The 25873-nt window shown below is 55.0% G+C and carries 26 protein-coding genes; 15 read left to right on the forward strand and 11 right to left on the reverse strand.

Annotated features, from left to right (window positions below; all coding sequences use genetic code 11):
- Positions 1-2: 2 nt before the first annotated feature.
- From RIB44_09065 to RIB44_09080, 4 genes are all read left to right on the forward strand, one after another.
- Positions 3-596 (forward strand): hypothetical protein, encoded by a 594-nt coding sequence (locus RIB44_09065; protein MEQ8616730.1) that lies wholly within the window; start codon positions 3-5, stop codon positions 594-596.
- 101 nt (positions 597-697) lie between these two features.
- Positions 698-2386 (forward strand): tetratricopeptide repeat protein, encoded by a 1689-nt coding sequence (locus RIB44_09070; protein ID MEQ8616731.1) that lies wholly within the window; start codon positions 698-700, stop codon positions 2384-2386.
- A 398-nt stretch (positions 2387-2784) separates the two neighbouring features.
- Entirely contained in the window at positions 2785-3147 is a 363-nt protein-coding gene (locus RIB44_09075; GenBank protein MEQ8616732.1) for a hypothetical protein, read from the forward strand.
- Entirely contained in the window at positions 3144-3704 is a 561-nt protein-coding gene (locus RIB44_09080) for a hypothetical protein (protein ID MEQ8616733.1), read from the forward strand. Before RIB44_09075 ends, RIB44_09080 begins: the two co-directional genes overlap by 4 nt.
- A gap of 240 nt (positions 3705-3944) precedes the next feature.
- Here the strand turns inward: RIB44_09080 and RIB44_09085 are convergent, their stop codons facing one another.
- The 3 genes from RIB44_09085 to surE all read right to left on the reverse strand — a co-directional run bounded on the left by RIB44_09085 (position 3945) and on the right by surE (position 6041).
- Positions 3945-4643 (reverse strand): hypothetical protein, encoded by a 699-nt coding sequence (locus RIB44_09085; GenBank protein MEQ8616734.1) that lies wholly within the window; start codon positions 4641-4643, stop codon positions 3945-3947.
- A gap of 114 nt (positions 4644-4757) precedes the next feature.
- On the reverse strand, positions 4758-5234 hold the full coding sequence (locus RIB44_09090; protein ID MEQ8616735.1) for a hypothetical protein: 477 nt from the start codon (positions 5232-5234) through the stop codon (positions 4758-4760).
- Between the two features lie 27 nt (positions 5235-5261).
- A complete protein-coding gene (surE, locus tag RIB44_09095) occupies positions 5262-6041 on the reverse strand; it encodes a 5'/3'-nucleotidase SurE (GenBank protein MEQ8616736.1) in 780 nt (259 codons plus the stop codon).
- Positions 6042-6297: 256 nt separating this feature from the next.
- On the opposite strand from surE, the gene guaA reads away from it, so the two are divergent.
- The 5 genes from guaA (at position 6298) to RIB44_09120 (ending at position 10905) form a co-directional block, all read left to right on the forward strand.
- The gene (gene guaA, locus RIB44_09100; GenBank protein MEQ8616737.1) at positions 6298-7881 is read left to right on the forward strand and encodes a glutamine-hydrolyzing GMP synthase; all 1584 of its coding nucleotides are present in this window, start codon (positions 6298-6300) and stop codon (positions 7879-7881) included.
- A gap of 55 nt (positions 7882-7936) precedes the next feature.
- A complete protein-coding gene (locus tag RIB44_09105; protein ID MEQ8616738.1) occupies positions 7937-8284 on the forward strand; it encodes a four helix bundle protein in 348 nt (115 codons plus the stop codon).
- 48 nt (positions 8285-8332) lie between these two features.
- Positions 8333-10012, forward strand: a complete 1680-nt coding sequence (gene ettA, locus RIB44_09110) for an energy-dependent translational throttle protein EttA (protein ID MEQ8616739.1) — start codon at positions 8333-8335, stop codon at positions 10010-10012.
- Positions 10013-10157: 145 nt separating this feature from the next.
- Positions 10158-10541, forward strand: a complete 384-nt coding sequence (locus RIB44_09115) for a VOC family protein (GenBank protein MEQ8616740.1) — start codon at positions 10158-10160, stop codon at positions 10539-10541.
- 58 nt (positions 10542-10599) lie between these two features.
- Positions 10600-10905 (forward strand): hypothetical protein, encoded by a 306-nt coding sequence (locus RIB44_09120; protein ID MEQ8616741.1) that lies wholly within the window; start codon positions 10600-10602, stop codon positions 10903-10905.
- 48 nt (positions 10906-10953) lie between these two features.
- Here RIB44_09120 and RIB44_09125 read toward each other — a convergent pair whose 3' ends face one another.
- The 4 genes from RIB44_09125 to proC form a co-directional block, all read right to left on the reverse strand.
- Entirely contained in the window at positions 10954-11517 is a 564-nt protein-coding gene (locus RIB44_09125; GenBank protein MEQ8616742.1) for an elongation factor P, read from the reverse strand.
- Between the two features lie 106 nt (positions 11518-11623).
- Complete coding sequence (locus tag RIB44_09130; protein ID MEQ8616743.1) at positions 11624-12211, reverse strand: hypothetical protein; 588 nt, start codon at positions 12209-12211, stop codon at positions 11624-11626.
- Positions 12212-12282: 71 nt separating this feature from the next.
- Positions 12283-12531: a hypothetical protein gene (locus RIB44_09135; GenBank protein MEQ8616744.1), complete on the reverse strand. Its 249-nt coding sequence runs from the start codon at positions 12529-12531 to the stop codon at positions 12283-12285.
- 67 nt (positions 12532-12598) lie between these two features.
- Positions 12599-13417, reverse strand: a complete 819-nt coding sequence (proC, locus tag RIB44_09140; GenBank protein MEQ8616745.1) for a pyrroline-5-carboxylate reductase — start codon at positions 13415-13417, stop codon at positions 12599-12601.
- A 217-nt stretch (positions 13418-13634) separates the two neighbouring features.
- Here proC and RIB44_09145 point away from each other — a divergent pair, with 217 nt between their 5' ends.
- The 4 genes from RIB44_09145 (at position 13635) to RIB44_09160 (ending at position 18241) form a co-directional block, all read left to right on the forward strand.
- Positions 13635-14093, forward strand: a complete 459-nt coding sequence (locus RIB44_09145) for a hypothetical protein (GenBank protein ID MEQ8616746.1) — start codon at positions 13635-13637, stop codon at positions 14091-14093.
- A 62-nt stretch (positions 14094-14155) separates the two neighbouring features.
- The gene (locus tag RIB44_09150) at positions 14156-14380 is read left to right on the forward strand and encodes a hypothetical protein (protein ID MEQ8616747.1); all 225 of its coding nucleotides are present in this window, start codon (positions 14156-14158) and stop codon (positions 14378-14380) included.
- 92 nt (positions 14381-14472) lie between these two features.
- Positions 14473-15744: a hypothetical protein gene (locus tag RIB44_09155; protein ID MEQ8616748.1), complete on the forward strand. Its 1272-nt coding sequence runs from the start codon at positions 14473-14475 to the stop codon at positions 15742-15744.
- A 346-nt stretch (positions 15745-16090) separates the two neighbouring features.
- A complete protein-coding gene (locus tag RIB44_09160; protein ID MEQ8616749.1) occupies positions 16091-18241 on the forward strand; it encodes a carboxy terminal-processing peptidase in 2151 nt (716 codons plus the stop codon).
- An 86-nt stretch (positions 18242-18327) separates the two neighbouring features.
- On the opposite strand, the gene RIB44_09165 is transcribed toward RIB44_09160, so the two are convergent.
- Both RIB44_09165 and trpD read right to left on the reverse strand, forming a co-directional pair.
- On the reverse strand, positions 18328-19134 hold the full coding sequence (locus RIB44_09165; protein MEQ8616750.1) for an MBL fold metallo-hydrolase: 807 nt from the start codon (positions 19132-19134) through the stop codon (positions 18328-18330).
- Between the two features lie 58 nt (positions 19135-19192).
- Positions 19193-20218 (reverse strand): anthranilate phosphoribosyltransferase, encoded by a 1026-nt coding sequence (trpD, locus tag RIB44_09170; protein MEQ8616751.1) that lies wholly within the window; start codon positions 20216-20218, stop codon positions 19193-19195.
- A 160-nt stretch (positions 20219-20378) separates the two neighbouring features.
- Here trpD and RIB44_09175 point away from each other — a divergent pair, with 160 nt between their 5' ends.
- A complete protein-coding gene (locus tag RIB44_09175) occupies positions 20379-21377 on the forward strand; it encodes a nucleoside hydrolase (GenBank protein MEQ8616752.1) in 999 nt (332 codons plus the stop codon).
- A gap of 29 nt (positions 21378-21406) precedes the next feature.
- Here RIB44_09175 and RIB44_09180 read toward each other — a convergent pair whose 3' ends face one another.
- Both RIB44_09180 and RIB44_09185 read right to left on the reverse strand, forming a co-directional pair.
- On the reverse strand, positions 21407-22594 hold the full coding sequence (locus RIB44_09180; protein MEQ8616753.1) for a trypsin-like peptidase domain-containing protein: 1188 nt from the start codon (positions 22592-22594) through the stop codon (positions 21407-21409).
- Positions 22595-22660: 66 nt separating this feature from the next.
- A complete protein-coding gene (locus RIB44_09185) occupies positions 22661-23101 on the reverse strand; it encodes a TraR/DksA family transcriptional regulator (protein MEQ8616754.1) in 441 nt (146 codons plus the stop codon).
- A gap of 647 nt (positions 23102-23748) precedes the next feature.
- On the opposite strand from RIB44_09185, the gene RIB44_09190 reads away from it, so the two are divergent.
- Positions 23749-25758 (forward strand): FHA domain-containing protein, encoded by a 2010-nt coding sequence (locus RIB44_09190; GenBank protein MEQ8616755.1) that lies wholly within the window; start codon positions 23749-23751, stop codon positions 25756-25758.
- Positions 25759-25873: the final 115 nt, after the last annotated feature.

Here is a 25873-nt window from a genome sequence, read left to right on the forward strand (position 1 = left end):
GCATGGTCGAAATCCGCTACACTGGTGATGTCCTCTGGGACAGAATCGAGCAAGCTGTGGAGAAAGTTCGTGACCGCCTAAACCGTTTCTGTGCAGCAATGGAACAGGCGAGCATCCCGTACGCAGTCGTCGGCGGTAACGCGGTCCAAGTGTGGGTTGCCCAAGTCGATGAAGGAGCTATCAGGAATACGCGCGATGTCGACATCCTAATTGATCGAGATTCGCTCGATGAAGCAATCTTTGCCGCTAAGGAACATGGCTTTCACTATCACGTCGTCAACGGCGTATCCCTTTTTCTGGATGGCGAGGACAACAAGCCGAGCGAAGCCGTGCATTTGGTGTTCGCCGGAGAATTGGTGAAACCTCACGAAACAACACCGACTCCTACGCTTGATGAAGTCGAGTTTGTCAAATCGACGCGAACCGTTTCGTTAGAATCTCTCGTTTTAATGAAGCTCACCTCTCATCGGCTCAAAGATCGTGTCCACATCCAAGACATGATCCAAGTCGGCCTCATCGATGAGACCTGGACCGACCACTTCGAAGAGCCGCTCAAGTCACGCTTGCAGGAATTGCTCGACGATCCCTATGGGTAAACTCGGCACGATGGAAGAATCCGGCATGTAACAAACAGGTCGCGGTTGCTATCTCTGCTATAATGCGAGAAAGCTGCCAGTTTCTTGCCTTGGGAGTATTCATGCACCCCACGTCTCCTCGCTATCGCTCTCGCTTACTCGTTGCCGCGTTGTTTTCGGTCGTCGGCATTCTTCACACACCGCAACTTAATGCCGAACAGCGAATCACCCTCCGCTCCGGCACCGAGATCGTCGCCACGAAGATCGAAATGGACGGCGATGCTGTCAAGCTGCAGGTTGACGACCAAGCAGCACTCACCGTTCCGCTGGAGAAGATCGCCAGCATCACTTCGGTCGAAGGGCACCAGGGCGACGCGGCTCAGCGACTTTTGTTGGCTGCTTTCGAGACTCGTGCGATGACCGAAAACGCTTCGGAAGGGCTTGGCCTGCTTGCTGAGGCCTATCGCCAAGCTCCGGACAATCCACGAGTGGCTTATTGGTACGCACGAGCGGTACTCGACAATGGCGAAGGAAAAGCGGCTAGCAGAATTCTGGAGAAGCACCGCCAGGAGATCGAAGCCGCCTTGCCTGGGATGCTGGAACCCCTCGAAAAGAAGGTCGCCGCCCGTGTGAAGGTCGAGTCGCTCCCGGAGGATTTGGTCCGCTTTATCGACGCGGCCAACCTAACGGCAGAAACCGCCAAGGTGAATCGCAACGGTCGGATGACGGCTTACATGTATTTCCGTCTCGTGGATCAACATGAGAAGCCGCTGAACAAGACCGAGTTGCAAGTCAGTTGTCGTGGTTCGGAGGAAGTTTTGACTCCTTGCGACGACGGATACTTCTTCTTTCAGTATTCGATCTCTCCGAGTTCGAGCCACAACTACGAGCACCTGACGCTTAGTACAGCCAGCTATGAACTAAAACAGCAAAAGTTCGAACTCTCAGGGAGTTTTCATCACGCCGAAGATGCCGGAGAACTGCAGGCGTATCGCTTTACCGAAGAAGATAAGCAACCGGTCGAACTAAAGCTGGTCGATGCCGAGAAGAACCCGGTCCCAAAAGCCAATGTTAGCGTGAAGCCACGGACCGGTCGTTCGACGAATCCTGAAACCTATACCTCAGACTCAGAGGGGATCGTACGCATGAAGTGCTACCCGACTTTTCTCTCAGTCACGGCACAAGCAGACGGCTACAAAACGGAAACACTCTCGCTGAATCTCACGAGTCACGCTACCAAGGCGGCAACCCAGGAAGAAAAACCTGTCGTCAAGCGCGAGCTGAAACTTCATCACGGCCTCACGGCAACCCTCCGCTTGGCGTGGCGCGGCAAGGTGCAACAGTTCGGCGGTAATCAGGCCCCGCAAGAGATGCGCGGAGCTGCACTATTAAAAGTTGTTGCCGGCAATGTGATTCCCAACCAACAATGGCCCCACTGGCTGAACGTCCAGCAGATCGAAGATCGCCTGACGCTCACCCTGGTCGACCAAATGCGAGGCCATCATCAAACACTCGTTGGCGAACCCACCTGGACACGCATGCTCGCCACAGCAGAGGGCGAAGAAGACGCTGCACTCTCGTACGAAGATATCGATTTAGAGGGCATTGAACGCTTCAAGGACAAAGCAAAAGAACCGACCACCAGACAGCAGCCGAAGAATCTCTACGGGTCGCAAGGCAGCTATCATCTTGACCCCAAATCGCTGTTCTACGGCCACTTCACCGGCGGCCACCAAGGCCGCATGGGTGCGTTCGCGTACAAGCTAGAGGTCGAGTCACTCCGCTCCGGACCCCACAATAAACCGAACTGACAGAATCTGGCATCAACCCAATCGCCAAGCCCCAGAGCCGCAAGGCGTCAGCCTACGGGTCACCGATCGTGCCGCGCGTCTTTCTCGTTGAATTCAAGCCAGCACATCGGGTAGCTTAGAAAGAATGCAAAGCAGTTCCCATCAGACATCAGCCGCCGGGCGTTAGCCCCCGGTTACATGGGAAATAGCGACCACTTGTGGAGGAAGCACTAAGCAACAAGGGGAATAATACGACGCTTGAAGCAAAAGTCATCCACCTCGCTATCGGCAAAAACCCACAAGTCATTGCAAGGTAACGAGTTCGCACAATTCACAGTATCGCCGTCACAAGACTTTTGCACCAGAAAACACGTTCACTGTGCAAAAAGCAATAAGGTCGAGACTCCGGTTTCAGTTTTATGAACGAGCCCACCAACGCACCCCCGATCACCGACTCCCCGTGGTTCTGGTTCGCCATTTTCGCCACAGTTGGCCTCGCAGTCCTGCTAGCCACTGGAGGAAAGTTCGGCAAACGCCAAGCGGGCATTGAGAACCGCTACAAAGCTCGCGCTGCCGTCGCCGAAGGGTACGAAGTAGAAACCGATGCCACTGGCAGAAAGGATGTTTCAGAGAGCCCCGTAGAAACTCCCGAGTACTCGACCCCGAATAAGCTCGAAATCCCCCTCTGGCCACTCCAGCTCACGTTAGCACTGATCCTGGGCTTGAGCATCACGATGCTCATTCGCGGACGACGGAACATTGACTCGGGGAACACCACATGAGTTTGCTCCTAGAGAACGCGGTGGCCGTCGGGGCCGTCGGGGCCGTGGCGACGACTTTTGCGGGTCTCGTATTCCTAGCCCGTCGCACTGGAAAGTCGGCTGCTGCCCTGGCCGTTGTGCTGGCCTTGACGTTCGTCTTGCTGGCCGTTGAGAGGTTCGTGGTCACTGATCGCGAACAGATTGAGACATCCTTGCAGCAAACCCTCGACGCCATTGAAGCAAATGATTTGCCAGCATTGCTGACTCATATCGATCCCAAGGCAACGATGATCCGCGCTGATGCCGAAGCTGCATTGCCACTCATTCAAGTAAAAGCGACAGGCGGCAGCCAAGTCATCACGACCGTCAACTCAGACAATCAGCCAGCGACTGCCGAAACAAAATTCCGCGGTATGATCAACGGCACTTCGAAGAAGGGCGGCGCGCTCGTCGGATACTTCGACGATGTGGAGGTCACCTGGACCAAACGAGACGACCGCTGGCTGATCGACGGCTACACGATTTACAACAAAGGGAAACCGATCAACGCCGTGCAACGATTACGAGCCGGGAATTGAGTCGACTTCCCCGACTTCAATGCAAGATATTTCGTTGTGAAGCGAATACCTCTCCGGAGTAAATGACATACGGAGAATCAAAATGGTAAAAATCGAAAGGGAAGACATTACCCCCAAATGTCCTCACTGCGAAGAACGCATCGAGGTTCTTATTGAGGTCAAGCGGGGTTGGTTCGCGGTCCATCGCGTCTTTTGTTGCCCAGCTTGCGAAAAAATCGTTGGCATGACGGCCGGAGCGACTTAGCTCCCCGGCCCCAGGTTCCCGCCGCGATTATGCCATGGCGAGTTGCGATAGAACTGCCGGTCCGGCGTGCGAGGACGCACACCATCCCGGAAACCGTTCGCCCCATCAGGGTCGAGTTGACCGAGGGCAGGGCGACCGATCTGCGGATAGCCTAACCAAGAACCGAAGAATCCAGGAAACCCAAAGCCCCCACCATAGAACGGAGCCCCGAAGCCTCCGCCACCAAAGCCATAGCCCCCTGCACCATAACCTGGAACGACCGGAAAACCACGGCGAGCGTCGTGCCAGCGTTCCCATTCCGCATCAAGTCCGCCGAGACCATTACCGTAGGAGCGAACGCGGTAATAAGTGTTCACTGAGCCGTCAGCACCTCGCTGAATGATTCGGCTGCGATCGTAACCACTGGTCACCGCACGAGGATCGTCCAGCGGCTCGATCGCGCGAGTTCGCTGATATTGGGCAACACGCGCCCCGGTATCTGGGTCGTGCGTGTAGCGTGAGGGAGCGAAGATCCAGCTCGCGGGCTCGGCTTTGACGACAACCACATGCGTGCATGCAGACTGGCACCCACCGATGCTACAGGGTTGGGCAGCACGGGCTTGATTCAAGAGAGCAAAACCTGCCAAGACTGCGGCAAGCACTACTTTCCAAAACCAAGGAGCAGGTCGAAAGGGATCAGTCGAACGACGGTACATTGTGGCCTTTCCACGAAGAGGAAATAACACGAAGAGGAAATAACACGAAGAGGCGAATCGTAGCGGCGTCCGTTCCTTTCTTAAGAGCTAATAGCTATTAGCTAACAGCTTCCATCATTGAATCGGTTGTACTTTCAAAGTGTGATCTGAAGGGTCATAAATCGCTTCCTGACCTTCGGGAAGCTCAGGAATCGGCATGCCAATCGGCTTAATGATTTCCTTCAAGAACTCCTCATGATCTTTTGGGTAGCGATCATGAATCGCATTGAAGGTTCTCATTTGATTTTGAACTTGGATATTAAAAAGCTTGTGCTTTGTCTCAAAGTAAGTAGCAGAAACCGTGCCGAGATACCCCCCCGCCTCCCGCGACTTACGTCCTTGCTGTGGAGATTTGGAGGTAAACTCGGAAGCCCCTTCATTCACGCCATTCTCATCAACCGCCAGCGGCTCTGGTTCCGGTTCCTTGACTTGTTCTTGAACTTCTGCTTTTTCTTCCGCAGTCAATTCAACATCGGCTCCGGGAAGTTCCGGAGCTTCACAGCCAACTGAAAGGAACAAACCAACAAGCGTAAATACGAAGGGCATCTTCATGATGGTGTGTCTCGATTGGGGAGGAGGTTAATTGTTGATATCAGCGAATGGCGTGCCAAGCTGCCACGATTGCATCGCTTCCAGCTCGTCACGCGCGGTCATGTCGAATTTGAGGGGCGTAAGGGTGATGTATCCTTCACGCAACAACGAGAGATCCGTATCGATATGCGACGGAGGTTGCGGCTGAACCCCAGTAGCCCAGAAATAAGGCCGATTCCGTGGGTCCATGCGTCGCTCAAAATCTTCACCCCAAGGGGCGACCGAAAGGGGAGCGACTTTCACTTCGGCTCCTGCCTCCAAAGCAGTTGCTGGAAGATTCAAGTTGAAGAGTTGGGACTCCGCGTCCTTCTGCTCAAGGATTTGCCCGATGATTGGTACAGCTAGTTCTGCCGCTCTGTCGAAGCGGGCTTGTTCGTCGTACTCCAAGGAGACGGCGATGCTGGTGATTCCGAAGAAAGCCCCTTCAATCGCAGCAGCAACGGTGCCGCTGTAAAGCACGTTTATCCCGGCATTCATGCCGCTATTGATGCCACTGACAACCAAATCGGGCCGCTGGGGACACAACTCAGAGACTGCCAATTTCACGCAGTCAGCCGGGCTCCCCTCGACCCCCCACCCACGCCGGCGGGGGCCGTCGAACACCTCACGAGCCATTAGTGGCGTCAGGTAGGTAATCGCGTGGCCAACGCCGCTTTGCTCGGTCAGCGGGGCGACCACTTGCACGTCACCTAGAGCCCGCAATTGACGTTCCAGGGCAGCCAACCCAGGCGCGTAGATGCCATCATCGTTCGTAAGGAGTATCTGCACTTTTCGCTGTATTCCTAATTCAGGGCTTCGAGCTATCAAGTTCCATCAACTTCGTCATTACCCGCCCAATTCCCACTATAACCGGCCTCGTCGCATTGCCAAAACGAGTGAGGCGAGAAAGCAACTTCGAGGTTGAGAAATGTGAACATTGAGGAGCAATTCACCGGCGGGCTGTTAGCCCGCGGCTACTTCCGAAAAGGCACCTCCCCCCTATAATGATGAGCTTTCCTACAGCGAAAATGAGCAGAGTACTGAGATGACCAAGACCGCCCCCGCCCCGCCGAATGTTCCCTCAGCCGCGGCCGCCCAGCGGGTATTGGTGCTCGACTTCGGCTCTCAGTACGCCCAACTTATCGCGCGACGAGTGCGGGAGCAAAACGTCTACTGCGAGATCGTCCGTCACGACATCACTGCCCAACGGCTTCAGGAACTCGACCCCGTCGGGATCATCCTCTCGGGCGGCCCCAACAGCGTCTACGAGCCGGGGGCTCCTCAGTGCGATCCAAACCTGTTCGAGCTCGGCATCCCCGTGCTGGGCATTTGCTATGGCATGCAACTCGTCTGCCAAGCCCTGGGTGGCAAGGTCGATAACGCTCCATCAAGGGAATACGGACGGGCCGAGTGCGAAATCACCGACGCGGGGGAACTCTTCGCCGATGTCGCTGCAATGACGCAAGTTTGGATGAGCCACGGCGATCAGGTGGCGGGGATTGCTGACGACTTTCAGCCGTTAGCCAAAACCGCTACGTGCCCTTACGCAGCAATCAAGCATAAACAGTTGCCCATTTATGGACTTCAATTTCACCCCGAAGTGACGCATACCCCCGAGGGACCGACGGTTCTGGGGAATTTCCTGAAGACCGTCTGCCAAGCCGACGGCACATGGAAGCTGGGCGACTTTGCCGATGAGACGATCGCGCGGATTCGTGAACAGGTCGGCGACAACCGTGTGATCTGTGGCCTCTCCGGCGGTGTCGACTCCGCCGTGGTCGCTGCGATTCTAGCCGAAGCGATTGGTGAACAGCTCTCCTGTATTCTCGTCGACAACGGTCTACTTCGCCTCGATGAAGAAAGGGCCGTGGTCGAGGAGTTCAGCGACCACTTTAAGACCGACTTACACGTCGTGAAAGCTGAGGATCGCTTTCTGGATGTTCTTGCTGGCGTGACCGACCCACAGGAGAAACGCCGTCGCATCGGGCACACTTTTATTGAGTGCTTTGCTGAAGAGGCGAACAAGATCGAGGGCGTGAGATACCTCGCACAGGGAACGCTTTACCCCGACGTGATCGAAAGCGGTGCCGCCCCAGATGGCCCAGCGGACACAATCAAGCTGCACCACAATGTTGGCGGACTACCCGAAGAGCTTGGCTTCGATCTGATTGAGCCGCTCCGCGACTTGTTCAAGGACGAGGTTCGTCGCCTAGGACTTCAACTTGGCTTGCCTGAAGAAATTGTCTGGCGGCATCCGTTCCCGGGACCAGGGCTGGCCGTGCGTTGTCTTGGGGAAGTCACGAAGCAGCGACTCGACACTCTTCGTGCCGCGGACGCCATCGTAGTCGGCGAAATCAAAGCGGCAGGGCTCTATCGGGCGACCTCACAGTCTTTTGCCGTTTTGCTACCCATCCAAAGCGTCGGTGTGATGGGCGACAGCCGCACGTACGACGATACGATCGCCGTACGCAGTGTGAATACCGACGACTTCATGACCGCCGACTGGAGCCACTTGCCCTACGACTTGCTGGCCAGGATTTCCACACGAATCATTAACGAAGTGCAGGGTGTGAATCGTGTTGTTTACGACATCAGCAGTAAGCCACCAGCGACGATTGAGTGGGAGTAGATATTTATGATTGTTGATTTCACATTTAAGATCACTATCAAGATGAGAAATTCCGATGAATCGCCAGGAGTTATCTGACCGCACGAAAGAGTTCGCGTTACGCATCATCAAGCTCGTCAGTAGCCTTCCAAACACGAATGTTGCCAGAACGCTCGGCAACCAACTACTTCGTTCAGGGACATCAATAGGAGCGAATTACCGAGAAGCCTGCCGAGCTGGTACCAAGAAGCATTTTACTTCCATCCTAACGATCTCCCTACGAGAAGCAGACGAGACTTCATACTGGCTAGAGTTACTCGCTGAATCGGAAATCGTCAATCCAAAGCAGCTCGAATCACTTCGACAGGAATGCAGCGAGCTAGTCGCCATTTTCGCAGCAAGCGTAAAGACCTCGCGAAGCTAGCCACCGAAACATTCTTAAATCAGCAATCACAAATCTTAAATCTCTCACATGAGCAAAAAATACATCTACCAGATCGCCAATCTTACCAAGAAGATCAACCAGCGTGAGGTCCTCAAGGAAATCTACCTAGCGTTCTATCCAGGCGCGAAAATTGGTGTCCTCGGGCGCAACGGCAGTGGAAAGAGTACGCTGCTGAAGATCATGGCAGGGCTCGACAAGGACTTTGACGGGTCGGCGGAATTGACCGAGGGCTTTACGGTTGGCTTGCTGGAGCAGGAACCGCAGCTCAATCCCGACAAAGACGTGCAAGGCAACGTCGAGGAAGCGGTTGCCGAGACGCGGGCGTTGCTCGATGAGTTTGAGCAGATCGGCGACAAGTACGCGGAGGTCGCCGACGATCCCGATGCCATGGAAAAGCTCATGAATCGTCAGGCAGCTTTGCAGGACAAGATCGACGCGGCGAACGCCTGGGAGGTTGATCGACAGATTGAAATCGCCATGAACGCGATGAACTTACCCCCCGCCGACGCCGATGTGACGAAACTCTCCGGCGGCGAAAAACGGCGGGTCGCCCTTTGTAAGTTGCTTCTGCAAAAGCCCGACCTGCTGCTGCTCGACGAGCCGACCAACCATCTGGATGCCGAAAGCATCGCCTGGCTGGAACGCCACCTCGCGGAGTATGCGGGTACGATCGTTGCCGTGACACACGATCGTTACTTCCTGGACAACGTCGCCGGGTGGATTCTTGAACTCGACCGTGGGCAGGGCTTTCCCTACGAAGGGAACTACACCTCCTGGCTCCAGCAGAAGCAAAAACGCCTGGAGATGGAGGAGAAGAAGAAAACCGCTCGCCAAAAGACTCTGGCACGCGAGTTGGAATGGATTCGCATGTCTCCCAAAGCCCGCCAGTCGAAGAGCAAGGCCCGCGTGAACGCTTACGAGCAGATGGTGGCTGAGGAATTTGAAGATCGCCCCGAGGAGCTAGAAATCCAAATTCCACCGGGACCACGGTTGGGCGAGAAAGTGATTGAAGGCGTGAACCTCAGCAAGTCGTACGGCGATCGGCTCATCTTCGAAAACTGCAACTTCCGTCTTCCCGCTGGTGGCATCGTGGGCATTATCGGCCCCAACGGTGCCGGCAAGACCACACTGCTACGAATGTTGATGGGGCAGGAAGAGCCCGACAGCGGCGAGTTGATCGTTGGCGAAACGGTGGAACTCGGCTACGTCGATCAATCTCGCGACGATCTGAACGCCGACGCAACCGTCTACGAGGAAATCTCTGGTGGGCTCGACAATTTGCAGATGGGCAAGCGGACGATGAACTCGCGGGCTTATGTATCGAGATTCAACTTCAGTGGCACCGATCAACAAAAGAAGGTCGGCATCCTTTCCGGTGGTGAGCGAAATCGCGTTCACCTTGCGAAACTCCTGCGACGCGGTTCCAACGTTTTGCTGTTAGACGAACCGACGAACGACTTAGACGTCGATACGCTCCGGGCGCTAGAAGAGGCGGTCGCCAACTTCGCCGGTTGTGCCGTGGTCGTCAGTCACGATCGTTGGTTCCTCGACCGATTGGCGACTCACATTCTGGCTTTCGAAGGGGATGGCTACGTCCACTGGTGCGAGGGCAACTTCGAGACCTACGAACGGGAACATCGCGAGCGAGTGGGCAAGGATGCTGATGAGCCTAAGCGGTTCAGGTATAAGAAATTGCAGCAGAGTTAGATGGTGTGTCCGTGTCATTCCGACCGAGCTTCCAGCGACCGAGTAATCCGGTAAGTGGCAGAGTTCGCTCAGGAAACCGAATGAAAGTACATGCCAGATTCCTCGGTCGGCGAGCCTCCTGTCGGAATGACGCAAAAGGTGACCTATGAAGATTAACATGATTGGTCTTTTCACTGACCAGTTTGAAGTGATGAAGACTTTCTACCGTGATGTCTTGGACTTTCAGATTCTTGAAGAACTACCGCAGTATGTCGAGTTCGGCGGCCAGCCGGTTCGTTTTGCTTTGTGCGATCGCCAAGTGATGAAGGAAACCACGGGCTACGAAGGCTACCAACAATCTGCAACCGGCACGCCTTTTGAGATGGCGTTTGAGTGCGAGTCTCGCGAAGAGCTAGAAACGCATTTTGCTGAGTTGCTGGAGAAGGGAGCAAAGCTCGTGAAGCACCCCAGCGAAATGCCCTGGGGGCAATACGCGGCATTCTTTGCCGATCCCGACGGGCATGTTCACGAACTGTTCGTCCACAATTAGAATATCAGCCTTTTGAAACAGGCCAAACAAACCAAGCAGTCGATTTTCAGGATCAGTCATGAGCGTGGTAAGAGTCGGTTCAACCCAGAAGTTCTCTGACAACTGGGATAACATCTTCGGTGGAGAAAAACCGAAGAAAAAAAAGGTTGCAAAGAAAGCAACGCCCAAAAAGAAAAGTACCAAGAAGAAGGCGAAGGCGAAGCCCAAAAAGAAGCCAGCCAAAGCTGCCAAGAAGAAAGTTGCGAAAAAGCAAACGAAGAAAAAGGCTGCAAAGAAGTCGCTTAAGAAGAAAGCGACCAAAAAGTCTCCTCCGAAGAAAAAAAGAAGCAAGAAGTCCGCGGTTCGCCAGCGTGAGCTTTTCTAGGCTTCGACCGGCGGTGCGTAGCACTGCGGCTATGACGGGTCCTAGGAATCAAACTCTGCTCAGGAAAGCACCGGTTCGAGTATCAACTTTGACAACTTGGTCTTGCTTCAAATGCTCAGGTACCTGGATCGTAAGTCCCGTCTCTAACGTCGCGGACTTATTGCGTGAGGTGGCGGAGTTGCCTTTCACGCCGGGGTCGCACTCGACGATCTTCAATTCGACCGAGGCGGGAAGCTGTATGCCGACGCATTGTTCGTCGTAGATCAGCACCAGGATGCCTTGCAGGTCTTCGGTGATATATTGCATCTCGTCCTGCAAGTCCTCCAGCGGTAGTGACCACTGGTTGTAATCTTCCTGATCGAGAAAGTGAACCTGCTCAGCGTCGGCATACATGAGCGTCGCCTCGCGGCGTTGAAAGTCTGCCTCTTCCAGGTTGTCGGTCCCTTTACAAGAAAGGTCGACCTTCTGTTTGCTGACCAGATTGCGAGCACGAAACTTGTACAAGGTCGCGCCGCCGCGGGCAGAAGGACTCTGAACAGTGACCGATTCAATGATCAACGGGGCTTCGTTCTGTTTGATGATAGCGCCGGGCTTGGTATCTTTCGCGAGCATATCTTAAGGGACTAGGTATTTAGGTGGTTAGGGAAAGAGAGCTTGCGTTTCGCCGCGGCACTCGTGCCGCGATCGATCGAGCATCAGGCGAAATGTTCGAACAAGATTAGACCAACTCTCCAGCCGCCGGGTCTACCGTCAAACCTCCGGTCAAAGAGGCGAGGGCATCAACCACTGTCAGAAGACACGTGGGATCGAGCATCTCGAAGTCTGGCTCACCCCCATCGCCAAAATCGTCGCCGAAGGGATCGTCGGCATAGGCATCGTCGCTGTAGGCTTCGTCCAAGTTGAGCGACGGGGTAGGGGGCTTCATTCGATCCGAGGAGGCTGTCGTCGTTCCGGCGGGGCAACGCTCGAAGTGGGCCACATCAAGCCGCGCGTCCGCCTGCATCAACTGCTGAAGCTGCTGCGAAGGGACATGATCCTGCATCTGCTTGGCGAACTCAAGGTTCTGCTCGATGACCGACTCGCCCAACTCGAAGCTCACTTCGACCGCGGCGTGATCCTCGTCGGATTCGACCAACACGGACTGAAACATCCCTTGATCGTCGGCAGCAAGGTTTTGCAACTTGAACCGCGGACTTGCATCGCTCAGAACATGCTCGACTTCATCGAGCGAGGGGCGATTGTCTTTGGGGAAAACGATGAAGTACGTCTCTCGCCAATGCAGCTCGTCCGCTTTCTTTTCGCTCATCGTCTCCTGTCCCCCGTCTTCGGCTTTGCTTAGTTGCTAACGGTGGGCTTGTGCCCACAACAATCGTTTGACTACCAAGGTTCGTCCCCATCCCCTTCAGATTCCGTGGGGCCTAGGCCGCCCTGCCAGCGTTCGAGCTGAGCAATCAGTTTATCGTTCTCGTTGCCTTTGGCCCAAATAGATTCCCCCTGTTCGAGCCTGACCTCATAGCAACCCTCACGCATGCAGTCTTCCTCGCCACAGAAATGCGGCGTCGCGGAAACCCACATGATGCGGTAGAGCGGAACGTGTTTGTCATCAATGCGACAGAAAATGGACATGGAGGAAAAGCTGGTTTGGGTTCAAAGATACAACTTTTGCGTTGTTGTAGTTGTTGTAATGGTAGGCTCAGCCCTGACCAAGTTCCACAGAACGTCGTGTGGCAGCCACGACAGCCGCCTTCAAAGCTTCCGCGGCATGATCTTTTTCCAACGACTGCAGCCCGGCCAAGGTAGTGCCACCTGGGCTGGTGACTTGGTCTCGCAACTCGGCTGGGGAGAGCCCGGTGCTTGAAAGCATTTCTGCAGCACCGCGTGTCGTTTGAATCGCTAATTCAAGCGCTAGCTCGGCGGACATACCGCCAGCTTCCCCGCCTGCCGCCATAGCCTCGATGATGGTGTAAACGAATGCTGGACCGGAACCGGAGAGTCCCGTCACGGTGTCGAGAAGTGATTCATCCACCTCTCGCACGATACCGACGCTGCTGAGAATCTTCTGGACGCTGTGGGTATCTTCCTCGGTGCAAGCTTCTCCTACCGCGAAACCGCAAGCGCCGTGGCCGACCAAGCACGGAGTATTTGGCATCACGCGGACGAGGCGTGTGTTCTCGGGGAGTTTGCTTGCTAATCGTTCGAGTGTTACTCCGGCAGCGATTGATATGAGCAAATGCCGAAACTCAACGTTCTCAGAAATCGCGTCGAGTACCTCGTCCATTTTCTGAGGTTTCACCGCCAGGAACACGGTGTCTGCTTTTTCAAGGACCGCAGCGTTGTCGTCGACTAGGGTAACGCCGGGTAATCGCTCAGCGAACTGCTGTCTCGCTGGCTCATAGGGGTCGCTAGCAATGATCTCTTCAGCGGAGAACAAGCCTGCTTGCAGGCAGCCGCGAGCCAATGCCGTTGCCATTCGACCTGAACCGATGAATCCGAGCATATTTAGGGAAGCCATGTAGTTCTTTATAGAAGTGAAACAGGCTGTACATCCTAAATTGCTTCGTGGGTGATTGGAACGGGCCGAGTGCTAGCAAGCCGCTGCGTGTTGAAGACCGCTGTCTAGCCAATAGCAAGCGATCGACCTGGACGGGGCACCTCGCTTTTGAAACACTCCAGCTCGCTTCCTTCAAGAACAGATACCCGCAACAGCAGCAGTAACGGAGAACCAAGCGATGCCGACCATTCGCATTCTTGCCGTAGCGATCATCCTTTCCGCACTCGCGCAGCCGGCCCAGGCCCAAGGCTATCCAGCCGGACAAGCCGCCACCCCAAACTCCGCGGTGACTCCCACGCCTGAGACCAACCGCTGGGGATGGTTCCCGAAGCCGAAGATCGCCATGCCGAAGGTGACTATGCCCAAAATCGAGATGCCAAAATTCGAAATGCCCAAGCTTCCCAAGGACACTTTCGCCCCGGTGAAGGCGAGCGCAGGCAAGGTCGTCTCCGGCTCGAAGAAGGCTTGGGAGGGTGCGAAAGAGATGCTTAGTTTCGGTCAGAAGAAAGGAGCCACCAACACGAGAGTCGCTTCACGCCAGCAACCTTCCGGCTGGGGCAACGTATTCGGCGGGAAGCAGGAACCTCAAGGCCCACGTACTATTGGCGAGTTCATGCAGGGTGAACGCCCGAAGTAACCCACGGAATGCCTAAATTCTCATCCAACTTTAGCTGCAGGCCAGTCGATCGGGATCCCTCCATGAAAGCGTTGCTCACACTCAGGACCAAGATTGTCGGTGGGACTATCGCCTTCTTCTTTTGTTTGTCATGCATGGGTTGCTCCGTCTGGCAAGTCTGGCCCGATGGCTCGCCGCTCCCACGCAAGAGTGCTCGGGAACTCAAAGAGATCGAGAAGCTGGCATCTCAAGATCCGTTTCCTTCCCCAGCAGACGTCGGCATGAGCGAATCTGCAGAGGTGAAGTAAGCGAAGTCGGTGATGCACAGAGTGTAGACGCTTCCGTCGGGGTCGCTCTAAGATGGTCTTTCGTTGTGGCCATCTGTCCAAGAGCTTTCATCATGCCCTCGTCGCCGAAACTCCCGAAGCTACCCAGCACGAAAGAACTGCTCGCCCACCCCAAGGTGAAGAGCGTTATTGAGCAGGTCAGTCAATCGACGGTGGCAACACGCGCGGCTGAATTCTACGAGGACCTTCGTAGCACCGTCAGCGAGAAGGCGAGTAGTTTCGAGCTGCCGTCGCTCCCAAGCCTCGCAGAGCAGTTCGCCCGGAGACTGCTTGGCGACTCTGAGAGTTCCGGTGCCGCCATCAACGCGACCGGTATGATCGTGGGGGGTGAGCTTGCTGCTCCGATCCCAGAGGCTGCCGTCCACGCGATGCTTGCTGCCGCAGGCGATTATCGTCGCAGCGGCGAGTCTCTTCAAACTAAGTTACAAAAGCAAGTGAGCGCATTGGCTGTAGCTGAAGATGCACTTATCACGAGTTCACGTGATTCTGCCCTTTACTTGACGATAGCCAGCTTGGCAACTCAGGGCGAATTGCATGTGACCGAATCCTTACAGCAGTCCGCGCACGACTGGCAACGCCTTGCTTCAAGCTGCGGAGCTGCACTCCGAACCAGGGAGTTCGCGAATAGCTCCGTCGAGAATGTCTTGACGATAGGCTGCAGTCGCCTCTCCAACCCAACCGCGAAGGCTGAGACTCCTGGCCACTACGTCGAACTTGCGTCTGCGGCTGGATTCCTTAACCCGAGCGATTTTGGATACTCCGCCATTCCTCCTTTGAGCAACATGATCACCGATGGCACCGATTTAGTCATCACAGCTGGTAACGGGCTGATCGGTGGGCCGAGTTGCGGAATCATTGCTGGAGGGCGGGCATTAGTGGAGAGAATCCGATCACATCCACTCACGAAGACACTAGCTGCGAGCGAGCTCGATTCGCTGGCGTTGAAAGCAACGCTTGACCTCTACAAGTCGGCTGACGAAGTGCCGTTCACGGTGCCCGTCTGGCAGCTACTCTCAACGCCGGTAGAAAACTTGCAGCTCAGAGCCGAACGTCTCGCGCAGCTAATTAATGTGCAAGAGCGAGTAGGCCATGCTGTACCCCGTCAGATTGAATCGGCGTGGATGTCCGAGCACGGCGAGACGCTCTCTGCTTCCTCCTGGGCGATTGCTGTCACGCCGAAAAACGGGGATGCGGCAGAGCTAGCTGCTTCCCTGCAGAAACGCTCTACCCCTGTGATTTGTCGTGTTGATGGCTCAGAGCTGCTGCTCGATCTTCGCAGCGTATTCCCCCGCTGGGACCAAGCTCTCGTCGGTGCCTTTGTGTAAAGGGCAATGCCAAGATTGTCCGCGAGACACTCAAGGCAGGGTATTTGCGTCGATCTTGTCGCTTCGGTTTCACTCCGCTACGATGCGTTCCTACAGACGCGGTGGTAGTGCCGAAACCCTAACCACTTACCAAGTAGTAACTTGCAGTGATTAACCACGCGTCTGAAAGACAAGAAGTCGATTTCGACAGCGTTTTGCGGTTGGGGGCTCTAGGAGAGAGATTGTGATTGGGTGAACCCTAGGAAACGCTGAAACGTATTGCTGTAGCGGCTGACTCCAGATCAAGATGAGGTTGCTATCTTCTCAAACTGAACCATTTGATTTCCACGACGGAACAGAATAGACCATGATTCAACGACGCACCTGGGCAGCTATGAGCACGCGCAAACGCCTCACAACCGCTGCACTTCTTGGGTTCACGCTGGCGAGTACCGGCTGGCTCGCTTCCCTAGCGACAGCACGTCCTGAGCCGCCGACCGACAACGAACAACGCATCGCGCTCTTGGTCAGCGCTTTGATGGATCGCCACCATTTGTCCGACATGCGGGTGAACGACGAGATCTCACAACGCGCGTTGGAGATGTTCTTCAAGCAGCTCGATCCGATGAAACTCTACTTCATACAGGAGGACATCGACTCGTTCGCCAAAGAACGGACTCGCATTGACGACTACATTCGCCGTGGTGATGTCCGACTAGCCAACCGCATCTTCGAACTTTTCTTGCTGCGAGTTGACACCAGCATGGACTATGCGGACAAGTTCATCGACGCGGAACACGACTACAGTGTGGATGAAACGTTCGTTCGCGATCCCGATCAAATCGCTTGGGCGAAGTCGACGGACGAGATCGCGGATCGTTGGCGCAAACGTGTGAAGTACGAGTTGCTTCTCCAAACTGCAGACGACGTAGAGGATGTTGAGGCGAAGGAGAAGCTACACAAACGGTACAAGAGTATTCGTCGTCGGTGGAACCAAACCGACAAAGACGAGTTGCTGGAGCTGTTCCTCAGCGCGGTGACGATGAGCTTCGATCCGCATAGCAGTTACATGTCGCCAAACAACTTGAAGAACTTCAAGATCAGCTTGAGCTTAAGCCTCGACGGAATTGGTGCGTCGTTGGAGTCTCGCTACGGTGAGACCATCGTTCGACGTATCGTTCCTGGAGGAGCCGCTGACAAAGATGGCCGCTTGCAAGTTGACGACGTGATCACGGCGGTGGGGCAGGGCACTTCGGGCGAAATGATCGACATCGCAGAGATGAAGCTGACCGACGTTGTTGAGAAAATCCGAGGCAAACCTCAAACAACCGTCCGCCTCGAAGTGAAACCATCAGACGGGACCACTCTCAAAGTCCTTGACATCGTCCGCGAGCACATCGAGCTGAAGGATAGCGAAGCCCGTAGCGAAGTGATCATTCGCGACTCGAAAGGCGAACCTCTGGCAACAGACGACGAAACGGCTAGCGGCGATGAGCCCTCCGGCAAGATTCTCGAACAGAACCAAGCCGACGGTGGCGTATTCCGCATCGGTGTGATTGATCTGCCCAGCTTCTACATGGACATGGAGGCCCGCAGTAAGGGTGACCCCAATTACAAGAGCACCACCCGCGATGTGCGGAAACTGCTTGAAGACTTCAACAAGCAGAATGTCGACGTCGTGATTGTGGACCTTCGCTTCAACGGCGGCGGCTCGCTGCCGGAGTCTGTTGACACGACTGGATTGTTCATTGACCAAGGCCCAATCGTTCAGGTGAAGGGCCCCGATGGACGCGTTCAACCCTATCCCGACGACGATCCGGGTGCCGTGTGGACGAAGCCCGTTGTTGTAGTGATCAATAAGTTCAGCGCAAGTGCGAGCGAGATTTTCGCCGGTGCGATTCAAGACTACGGTCGCGGAATTGTCGTTGGAGATCGAACGACCCACGGCAAGGGAACGGTTCAGCAACTCACTGACCTTGGCCGTCAGATCATGCCGATCAAGCCACCCAACTACGGTGCTTTGAAACTAACCATTCAGCAATTCTACCGTCCTGGTGGCGACAGCACTCAAAACCGCGGTGTCGTTTCGGACATCGAACTTCCGTCGCGAACGACGCACTGGGAAGTTGGCGAGGCGGATCTCGACTACCCAATGAAGTTCGATCGGGTGCGACCACTGCCGCACCAGAACTATCCGTTTGCAGCACCTCAAGCGATCGATGAGTTGCGTCGTCGCTCCGAGGCACGCGTCGCCGAGTCTGAGTACTTCGACAAAGAAAAGAAGAGCATTGAGCGGTACTTGGAACGAAAAGAGAATCCGGTGATTACGCTCAACAAAGAAAAGTTCTTGGCCGAACGTGCCGAGCTAAATACGGAGAAGGAACAAGAGGACATGTTCGATGACCTGCAAGCCAACGATCAGCCTGTGTTCGCTTCAACCCCGTACAATGAAGAGTTGATCGCCATCGCTTTGGATTACCTGGCAGTGCTTGGCGATGCTCGGTTAGTCGCTAGGTAATTCGCAGCTACCGTCGCCAAACGGTGGAAGCGGGCTGAACGACATCCACGTTCTGGTGAACGCGGCTACGTTAAGAAGAACCACGACTAGGTCAGCGGGATAACCATCCCGTCGTAGGCGAGTTCCACCCCAGACGGCAGCTCTTTGCTGACTTCTTCATAACCGAGATCATGCGAGATATGCGTCAGTAGCAGTTTTTTGGGCTTCAACTGCTCGCCGATTGCGAGCGCCTGGTCAAGGCTCAAATGCGTAGTGTGCGGGTCGCGGCGGAGACAGTCGAGGATGAGAACATCCAGGTCTTGAAGTCTAGGCAGGCTCTCCTCGGGAATCTCGCTGGTGTCCGTGCAGTAAGCAATGTCCTCAAAGCGAAAACCCAAGACGTCGAATCGCGGCCCGTGCTTCAATCGAATCGGCAGAACCTCTGCTCCTAGAATCTCAATCGGTTCCAGGTTGAGTCGGTGGATTTCTAATTGCGGAATCGCTCCCGCGTGCAGTCCCTCTCGCTTCTGAAACGCATAGTCAAAAGACTTGCGTATGCGTTCCTCCACGAAGGGTTCGCAATAGAGCGGCACAGGCCCACCAAGATAGAATTGCATCAGACGCAAGTCGTCGAGACCGAAGATATGGTCCGCGTGTTCGTGCGTGTAGATCACTGAGTGAACGATGCCGATTCTTTCCCGCAACAACTGTTGCCGCAGATCGGGCGGGGTATCGACCAGCAGATTTCCTTCCGGCAGGCCAAGCACGATGCCACAGCGTGTCCGCCGGTCTCGCGGATGATTGCTCGTACAGACATGGCAACTACACCCAATCGCAGGAACTCCAACGGAAGTTCCTGTGCCAAGGAAGACTAATTGGCCAGTGAAGTCGCGAGTGGCGGGATTCTTGGGCAACTGTGGTTACCTGTGTTTGTGAGATGGATCGAAAGAGACAGCTATAATCGCCCATCCCTTAGATCGACTGGTGGGATAGTTCAGCGAGCGATTCTGCCAGCTTGACGGCGGCCTTGCTATCAATGGCCTCTGCCGCTCTAGCAACCGATTCCTGTGGATCTTCGGCAACCCCGAAAGTCATCAAACCAGCTGCAGCGTTGAGCAACACAATGTCTCGCGCTGGGCCTTCCTCGCCCAGCAGCACGGAACGAACCTTCGAAGCACTTTCTTGTGGGTTGGCTACGTGTATCCGTTCAAGATTCGTCTCACCTAAACCAAAATCAGCTGGGGTATACTCTGTGTCCTTGGTCATGGTCCCTTGTACCCAAGTTGCGTTCGTCGCCCCGTTGAGTGTCATCTCCCCAAGTCCGTCAGAGCCACTAACGACTAGGGCACGTTTGACTCCAAGGCGAGCGAGCGCTGCCGCAAGAGGCACACGCATCTCGGGCAATCCAACGCCCATCAATTGATGCGTTGCTCCTGCCGGATTGGACAGCGGACCGAGAGAATTAAAAATCGTTCGCACGCCCAGCTTCTTCCGCACGGCTGCAACGTGCCGCATGGCTGGGTGCATTAGCGGAGCAAAACAAAAGCAAATACCAAGCTTGTCGAGACAACGCTCAACCTGCGGAACACTTGCCTCGATGTTGACGCCCAGTTCAGAAAGCACATCTGCCGAACCGCTACGGCTGGTGACGCTCCGATTGCCGTGCTTCGCGACAGGCACGCCGCAGGCCGCGATCACCAGGGCAGCGGTCGTACTGATGTTAAACGTCTGACTCCCCCCGCCTCCAGTGCCGCAAGTATCGAGAAGCTTTTCGTGCCGGCTCTTGATCGGGGTCATGTGGTTCCGCATCGCGGAGGCAGCGCCGGCTAATTCTTCGACGGTTTCGCCTTTGGCATTCAGCGATGTAAGGAGCAGAGCGATCTGGTCCTCGCCACACTCGCCACTCATCACGGCTCCCATCGCTTGGGACATTTCCTCTTGTGTCAGGTCTTCGCCAGCGACGATTCTTCCCAGCAGTGATTGAAATTGAGGGGCCATACTTGCTTCCGATTTGGTTAGTTTTGATAAGCATATTCTAGACGGAGCTTGTTTGACGCGCAAGTCGTTGGGTTGTCGTTGCCTACTACGAATCGCTAGAATGCGGTCTCACATTGAAAGTGTTGACCAGCGGCGATTGTGCCACGAAGGACTTTTCTGCATGGAATCTGAACAAACAGCGGCCAACCCGACGACTCAACCGAAGCCAAAGCCGATGGAATCGGATGCGTCCTCACGCAAAGTGATTCTCGACGTTGATCCAGGCGTGGGTGACGCCCTCGCGGTTTGCTTGTCGCTGTTTGACCCAACTTTGGAAGTGGTGGCCGTCACCGCTACGGGCGGTAACGTCTCACCACGTCAGGCCTCCCATAACTTGCAAGCCATCGTCGAGCAACTCGACCCGCCCCGTTGGCCGAGAATCGGAGAGGCAGATGAGGATCAGCCCCTACTCGCCAACAATCACTGGCTGTGGGGAGAGGACGGGTTTTGCGGTGCCGACATCAAATGCGCTGAACTGCACAATCGACACGCCTCGACGAAGATTATCGCTGAAGAGATTCGCAAGGCACCCGGCGAGGTAACCCTCGTTGCGGGAGGCCCGCTGAGCAACATTGCTTCGGTGCTGCAAATGGAACCGAACCTCGCTCAGCAGATTGGCCATCTGATCATTGTCGGCGGAACGCTAGACGGCAGTGGTGACGTGACCCCCGCAGCAGAATTCAACATCTATTGCGCAGCAGAAGCGGCGAAACGTGTTATCAATACGCCCGCAACCAAGACCATGCTTCCGCTGGGAGTGACTTCGCAAGCAGCACTGACGTTTGGTGCGTTGAATCACCTTCCCAAAGAAGAAACCAATAAGGGGGCGCTGCTGCATAGAATTTTGCCGCCCGCGTTCCAGGCCTATCGTCAGAAACTTGGACTGGAAGAACTCATCGTCCCTGAAGCCGTGGCTGTCGCTGCCGTGGTCCATCCTGAACTGTTTACGACCGAGTCATTCCCTTGCGATGTCGAGACTTCCGGAGATCTCACCTTTGGGGCAACGGTCATTGATCGCAGACGCCGACCGGATGAACAAGCGAATATTGATGTCGCTGTCGATGTCGACAGTGCCGGGGTCGTTGATTACCTGTTGAGAGAGTTATCTCGCACCGAATAGCTCTACTCGGAGGGAGTCCGGCTTCCAAGCTAGGGTGCCTTCTCGACATTATCGGCGAAATCATCGAGGCGGCCGACCGTGGCCGTCTTCTTGAGAAGTTGTCCGTCACGCAACAGCGTTAGCTCAATACGACGGCCAATTTCGGTAAGCTTGACGAGACTGATCAGGTGTTGATCATCGTTGATCGGCTTCCCATTCATGCGAAGGATGACGTCCCCTGTGTGGACCCCTGCGAGGTCAGCAGGGGAATTTTCCGTGATCCGCTTCACACGAGCCCCCATCAGCCTTGGCAGCCCAACAAAACGGGCCGAGCGGTCGTCGAAGTAACCGTCCAGTGTGACGCCTAGGAAACCTCGCTCGACACGGCCGGTTTCGACCAGTTGTCGCATGATCCGGACGGCGATATTCGCAGGGATCGAGAAGCCGATTCCGTCATTGCCCCCGGAATTACTGGCAATGGCAGTGTTCAGTCCGATGACTTCTCCGCGCAAGTTCACCAGCGGTCCACCGCTGTTGCCAGGGTTAATGGCGGCGTCGGTCTGCATGAAGTTCTGATAATCGACCTCTCCGTCACCCAAATCGAGATTCGTGCGACCTTTCGCGCTGATAATTCCACGCGTGACACTTTGCCTTAGATTGAATGGGCTTCCAAACGCCATGACGATGTCGCCAATTTCCGCTTGGTCACTATCGCCGATCCTAGCTGGAATCAAGTCTTTCGCTTCGACCGCCAAGACAGCGACGTCAGTTTGCTTATCGCTCCAAATACGTGTGGGGCGGATTTCGCGACCATCGGTCAACTCAAGTCGGATATGCGATTCGTCGGAGTGCTTCACCACATGTCGATTAGTCAGCACGTAATCTTTCCCACGCAGCCGCACGAGCACTCCCGAGCCGGCTTCTTCGACATCGCGACGAAAACCGTAACGCGGAAGCGGCTTGGCATCGACGTGAACCACTGAGGGAGACACAAGTTGCACGACGCGCTTGTAAATACTCAGTTCGCGGTCGAGTGCCGAAACGTCACGTTGCAATTCTGCAAACTGACGATCCCGCTCGGTAGAAGCAAGACCGGAGGCGTTTCCATTTTGAGCAAGCGCTGGGCGAATAGAAACGGCGGCCAGTAGAATAAATGATAGGCCTCTGCCAAGCATCGACTGCATCGATGGGAAATTGAGAAGCTGAACCTTACATCCGAGATCATGCAGTGGCTTCATACTGGCTCGCACTCCTCTTGGGCCGTTTTGCCCGACGAATGCAAGGCCTATGGCATTGCATTTATCTCAGGTAGTTTCCAAATCGCTGAACGAAACGTCGATGTCCGCACCAGAATCGGTTACGCGACTCCAATCACCTGCGTATTGGCCGGTCGAACCCGAACTCTCAGCGGCTCTTTGGCAGTTAATGCAGCTCGTTGCATAAGGTAGAGCCTGCAGTCGAGCTAGCGGGATCTTTCCGCCGCAGACTTCACAAACGCCGTAAGTTCCCTTGCGAATCTGTTCCAAAGCATTTTCTATGTTTCCAAGCTCGCGGCTTTCGACTTCAGCTAACTTCGAGCTGATTTCGTCCTGCGAGGCATCCAAGGCAGCGTCAACAACATCGCTCCCGATTTGCTCCCTGAGGGATTGCAACATGCTCAAGTCACCGGCGAGCGCCTTACGCAGCGCGTCACGACGCTTAATGAGCAAATCACGAAGTTTCAGCAATGAGTCTTTGCGAGCCATGGTTCTGTTCTTTCTTTCGGTGGAAACGCCGAGACACTCCTTTCCAAACAACCCTGCAGACGCTTCGTGCGACAGTAGCTATGCGTTTGCCAAATGCCTATCTAGTCCTCTGTTCGTTTTTCACAACCGAGCGTAAACCCAGTTGCCGCCTGTACTTATCCCCTGACGAAACGTGCGTCTGTTCAGGAGTACCGTAACTATAGTACGCAAACCACTGGGAATAGGTCGGGAAGTTGGTGGTTTCCCGCTACGAGCTAAAACCCTCGAGAACGAATCGTCATAAATCATTAACCAGATTTCACTTACGGCTGATGTCTAAAACCGTGCTAGGGGATATTTCTCTCCCTCAATCGGTAGCTCACTTGGACAACAACCGCTGTGCTCGAGTTCACCTACTCCTCTAGTCGTCACGAAAACGACTGTTGATCGACGAGGGTAGCGAATGTAACGGTTCTGCCGCCTGGCTTCCTTTCCGAGCGAGTCGCGACCCCCTGGTTCGATCGGTTCTGCGACTTTCCGCGTCAGTTCATAAGTTAGGGCCTATTTCTGACCTACCATTGCATAACGTCACGGTAGATCTCCGCACTAAGCGTATACCTCTGCCGCGGTGCAAGGATCCCCATCTCAAGCAGACCAACGACCCCACCATGAGCATCACTGCCCAGGCACCATCCTCGAACCTTGAAGCGCGCGAAGGCGAGACGATCACGCTGCGCATCAGTCCCTCCCCAGATTCCTCGTTCGAGCGAAGCTTTCAGAATGAAAAGTTCACCGTCGGATCGAGCGCGCGATGTGACCTGCAATTAACCCAGCCAGGCGTGCAACCGTTGCACTGTGTCTTCGTCCGCAAGCCTGCCGCAGTACAAGTAACGAGTTGGGCGGCAGGTGTTGTACTCAACGACAATCCGTTTCAGACTGCGACATTCAACCCCGGCGATGTCATACGTGTCGGTGCGGTGCAGATCGCATGGGTTAACCAGAAGAACGAGTTCGACGAGGAGAATAACGACCCAACGGGATCTCTTGAGATAGCACCTGAGTTTTCTGGAGAGCCGGAAGAAGACAACGTTGATTGGGGAGTGACACCGACCTCAGAATCTGAAGCAGCGACTTATCAAGCCTCTACCCAAGCTGACCCACGGCAGGCAGAGCGTTCTGCATTCAGTGATTGGCTCGTCTACCAGACGACCGTAGGAAGAGAGACTAGCCGAAGCCGTTGCAAACAACTGATGAAAACCTGTCGCGACTCTCGCGAGGTCGCATCAGGGCTAGCTGACCAAATCGAACAGCTTGAGAAACGGCTCGCTGAAGCTTCCCAGGAACGGCTCACACTGCAGGCCGAGTCAGACCAGCTCGCGGCACAGAGCACGGAAGATTCGCAACGGCGGCTTGGGCAAGTCGAAGAACTCGAAAACCAACTCACTTCCCTTCGCGAAGAGCTGGAAAGTACACGGCAAGAGCTAGCTGTGCAGTCAAAACTGCAAGAAGACGCCCAAGCAGCGCAAGAGCAACTGCAATTAGAGCGGGACGAACTGGCTACAGCAGTCAACGATCAATCCTTGAGCGAGGAAGGGGTTTCTGAACTCCTAGCCGAGCGTGATCGGCAACTGGAAGAGGTGCGCACCGAACTCGCTAATGCACGCGACGCATTGGCAGGCGCCGAGGAACAACTCAACACTCAGACAGAGCGATTCGATCTCCTTGAGACGGAACTCAAAGAGCGCAACGAAGAGATCGCCAGACTGACCGATCAACTTGCCGCCGCTGAAAACAATCAGGAAGCTGGCGAGCTCGGCGAGCGCTGCGACCTGCTTCAGACCGCACTCGACGCGGCTGAGAAACGGATTAGCGACCTAAGCCAGCTTAATCTCGAGCGATCAGGGGAGTTAGAACAGCTTCGACTTGCTAGCGAGACCTGGACACAGGAAAAAGCGGAGTGGCAGCAGGAACAGTCGGCAAGCCAAGAGACACTTGCAGCACTCAGAGAACAAGTCGAGTCCGCACAGGGGAGAGACGAGGAAGAGATCTCTGACCTGAAGGCCGAGCGTGATCAACTTCGTGATGAACTAGAGACCGCGAAATCTGCTCTTGAGGAGTTTGGCGATTCCGAAAGTCAGCGAGGAGCCCAACTTGCCAATTGGGAAGAGCAACAAGGCGAATGGCAGGCGGAGAAGTCGAGACTGGAGAGTGAGCTCAGCGAAAAATCGAAAGCAGTTCTTGAGCTCAAGAACGATCTTGAGGCCAAAGAAAAGATCGACGGCTCAGCAAACGAGGAGCTTACTGAGGAGAGAGATCGGCTCGCCACAGAACTTGCAGCCGCCAATGAATCGCTACTGGAGCTGCGTGATGCCAGTGCAGCTCAACAGAAAGAGCTGGAGGCACTTGTCCAGCAAACTAACGATGCTTCGCAAGTCGAGAATACCGCAGTCAATGAAGAGCAACTCGCAGAGCTGACGGCCCGACTTGAGTCACTGGCTATTGAGCTTCAGGAAACTCGCACACGCTGTGATGAGGCGGAAGCGAGGGCCGAGCAGCTACAAATTCTCTTAGATCAAGCGACGGAACAGCTTCGAAACCTTGAAGCCGAGAGAGGTACTCCAGGTTCGTTAGCTTCCGACGAATCGCTAGAAACTAGAGCGTACTTCCCGAGACCATAGCGCCCTTTAGGAAATTCGAGTAGACTTGGTAACTTCACCTTAAGGAGGAGCCCGATGGTTTATTCGAAGGAACGTCGCGGGGAAGTGCTTGCTGCTTGTGATGCCGGCAAGGGGA

The organism is Lacipirellulaceae bacterium, from assembly GCA_040218535.1.
Classification (GTDB): Bacteria; Planctomycetota; Planctomycetia; order Pirellulales; family Lacipirellulaceae; genus Adhaeretor.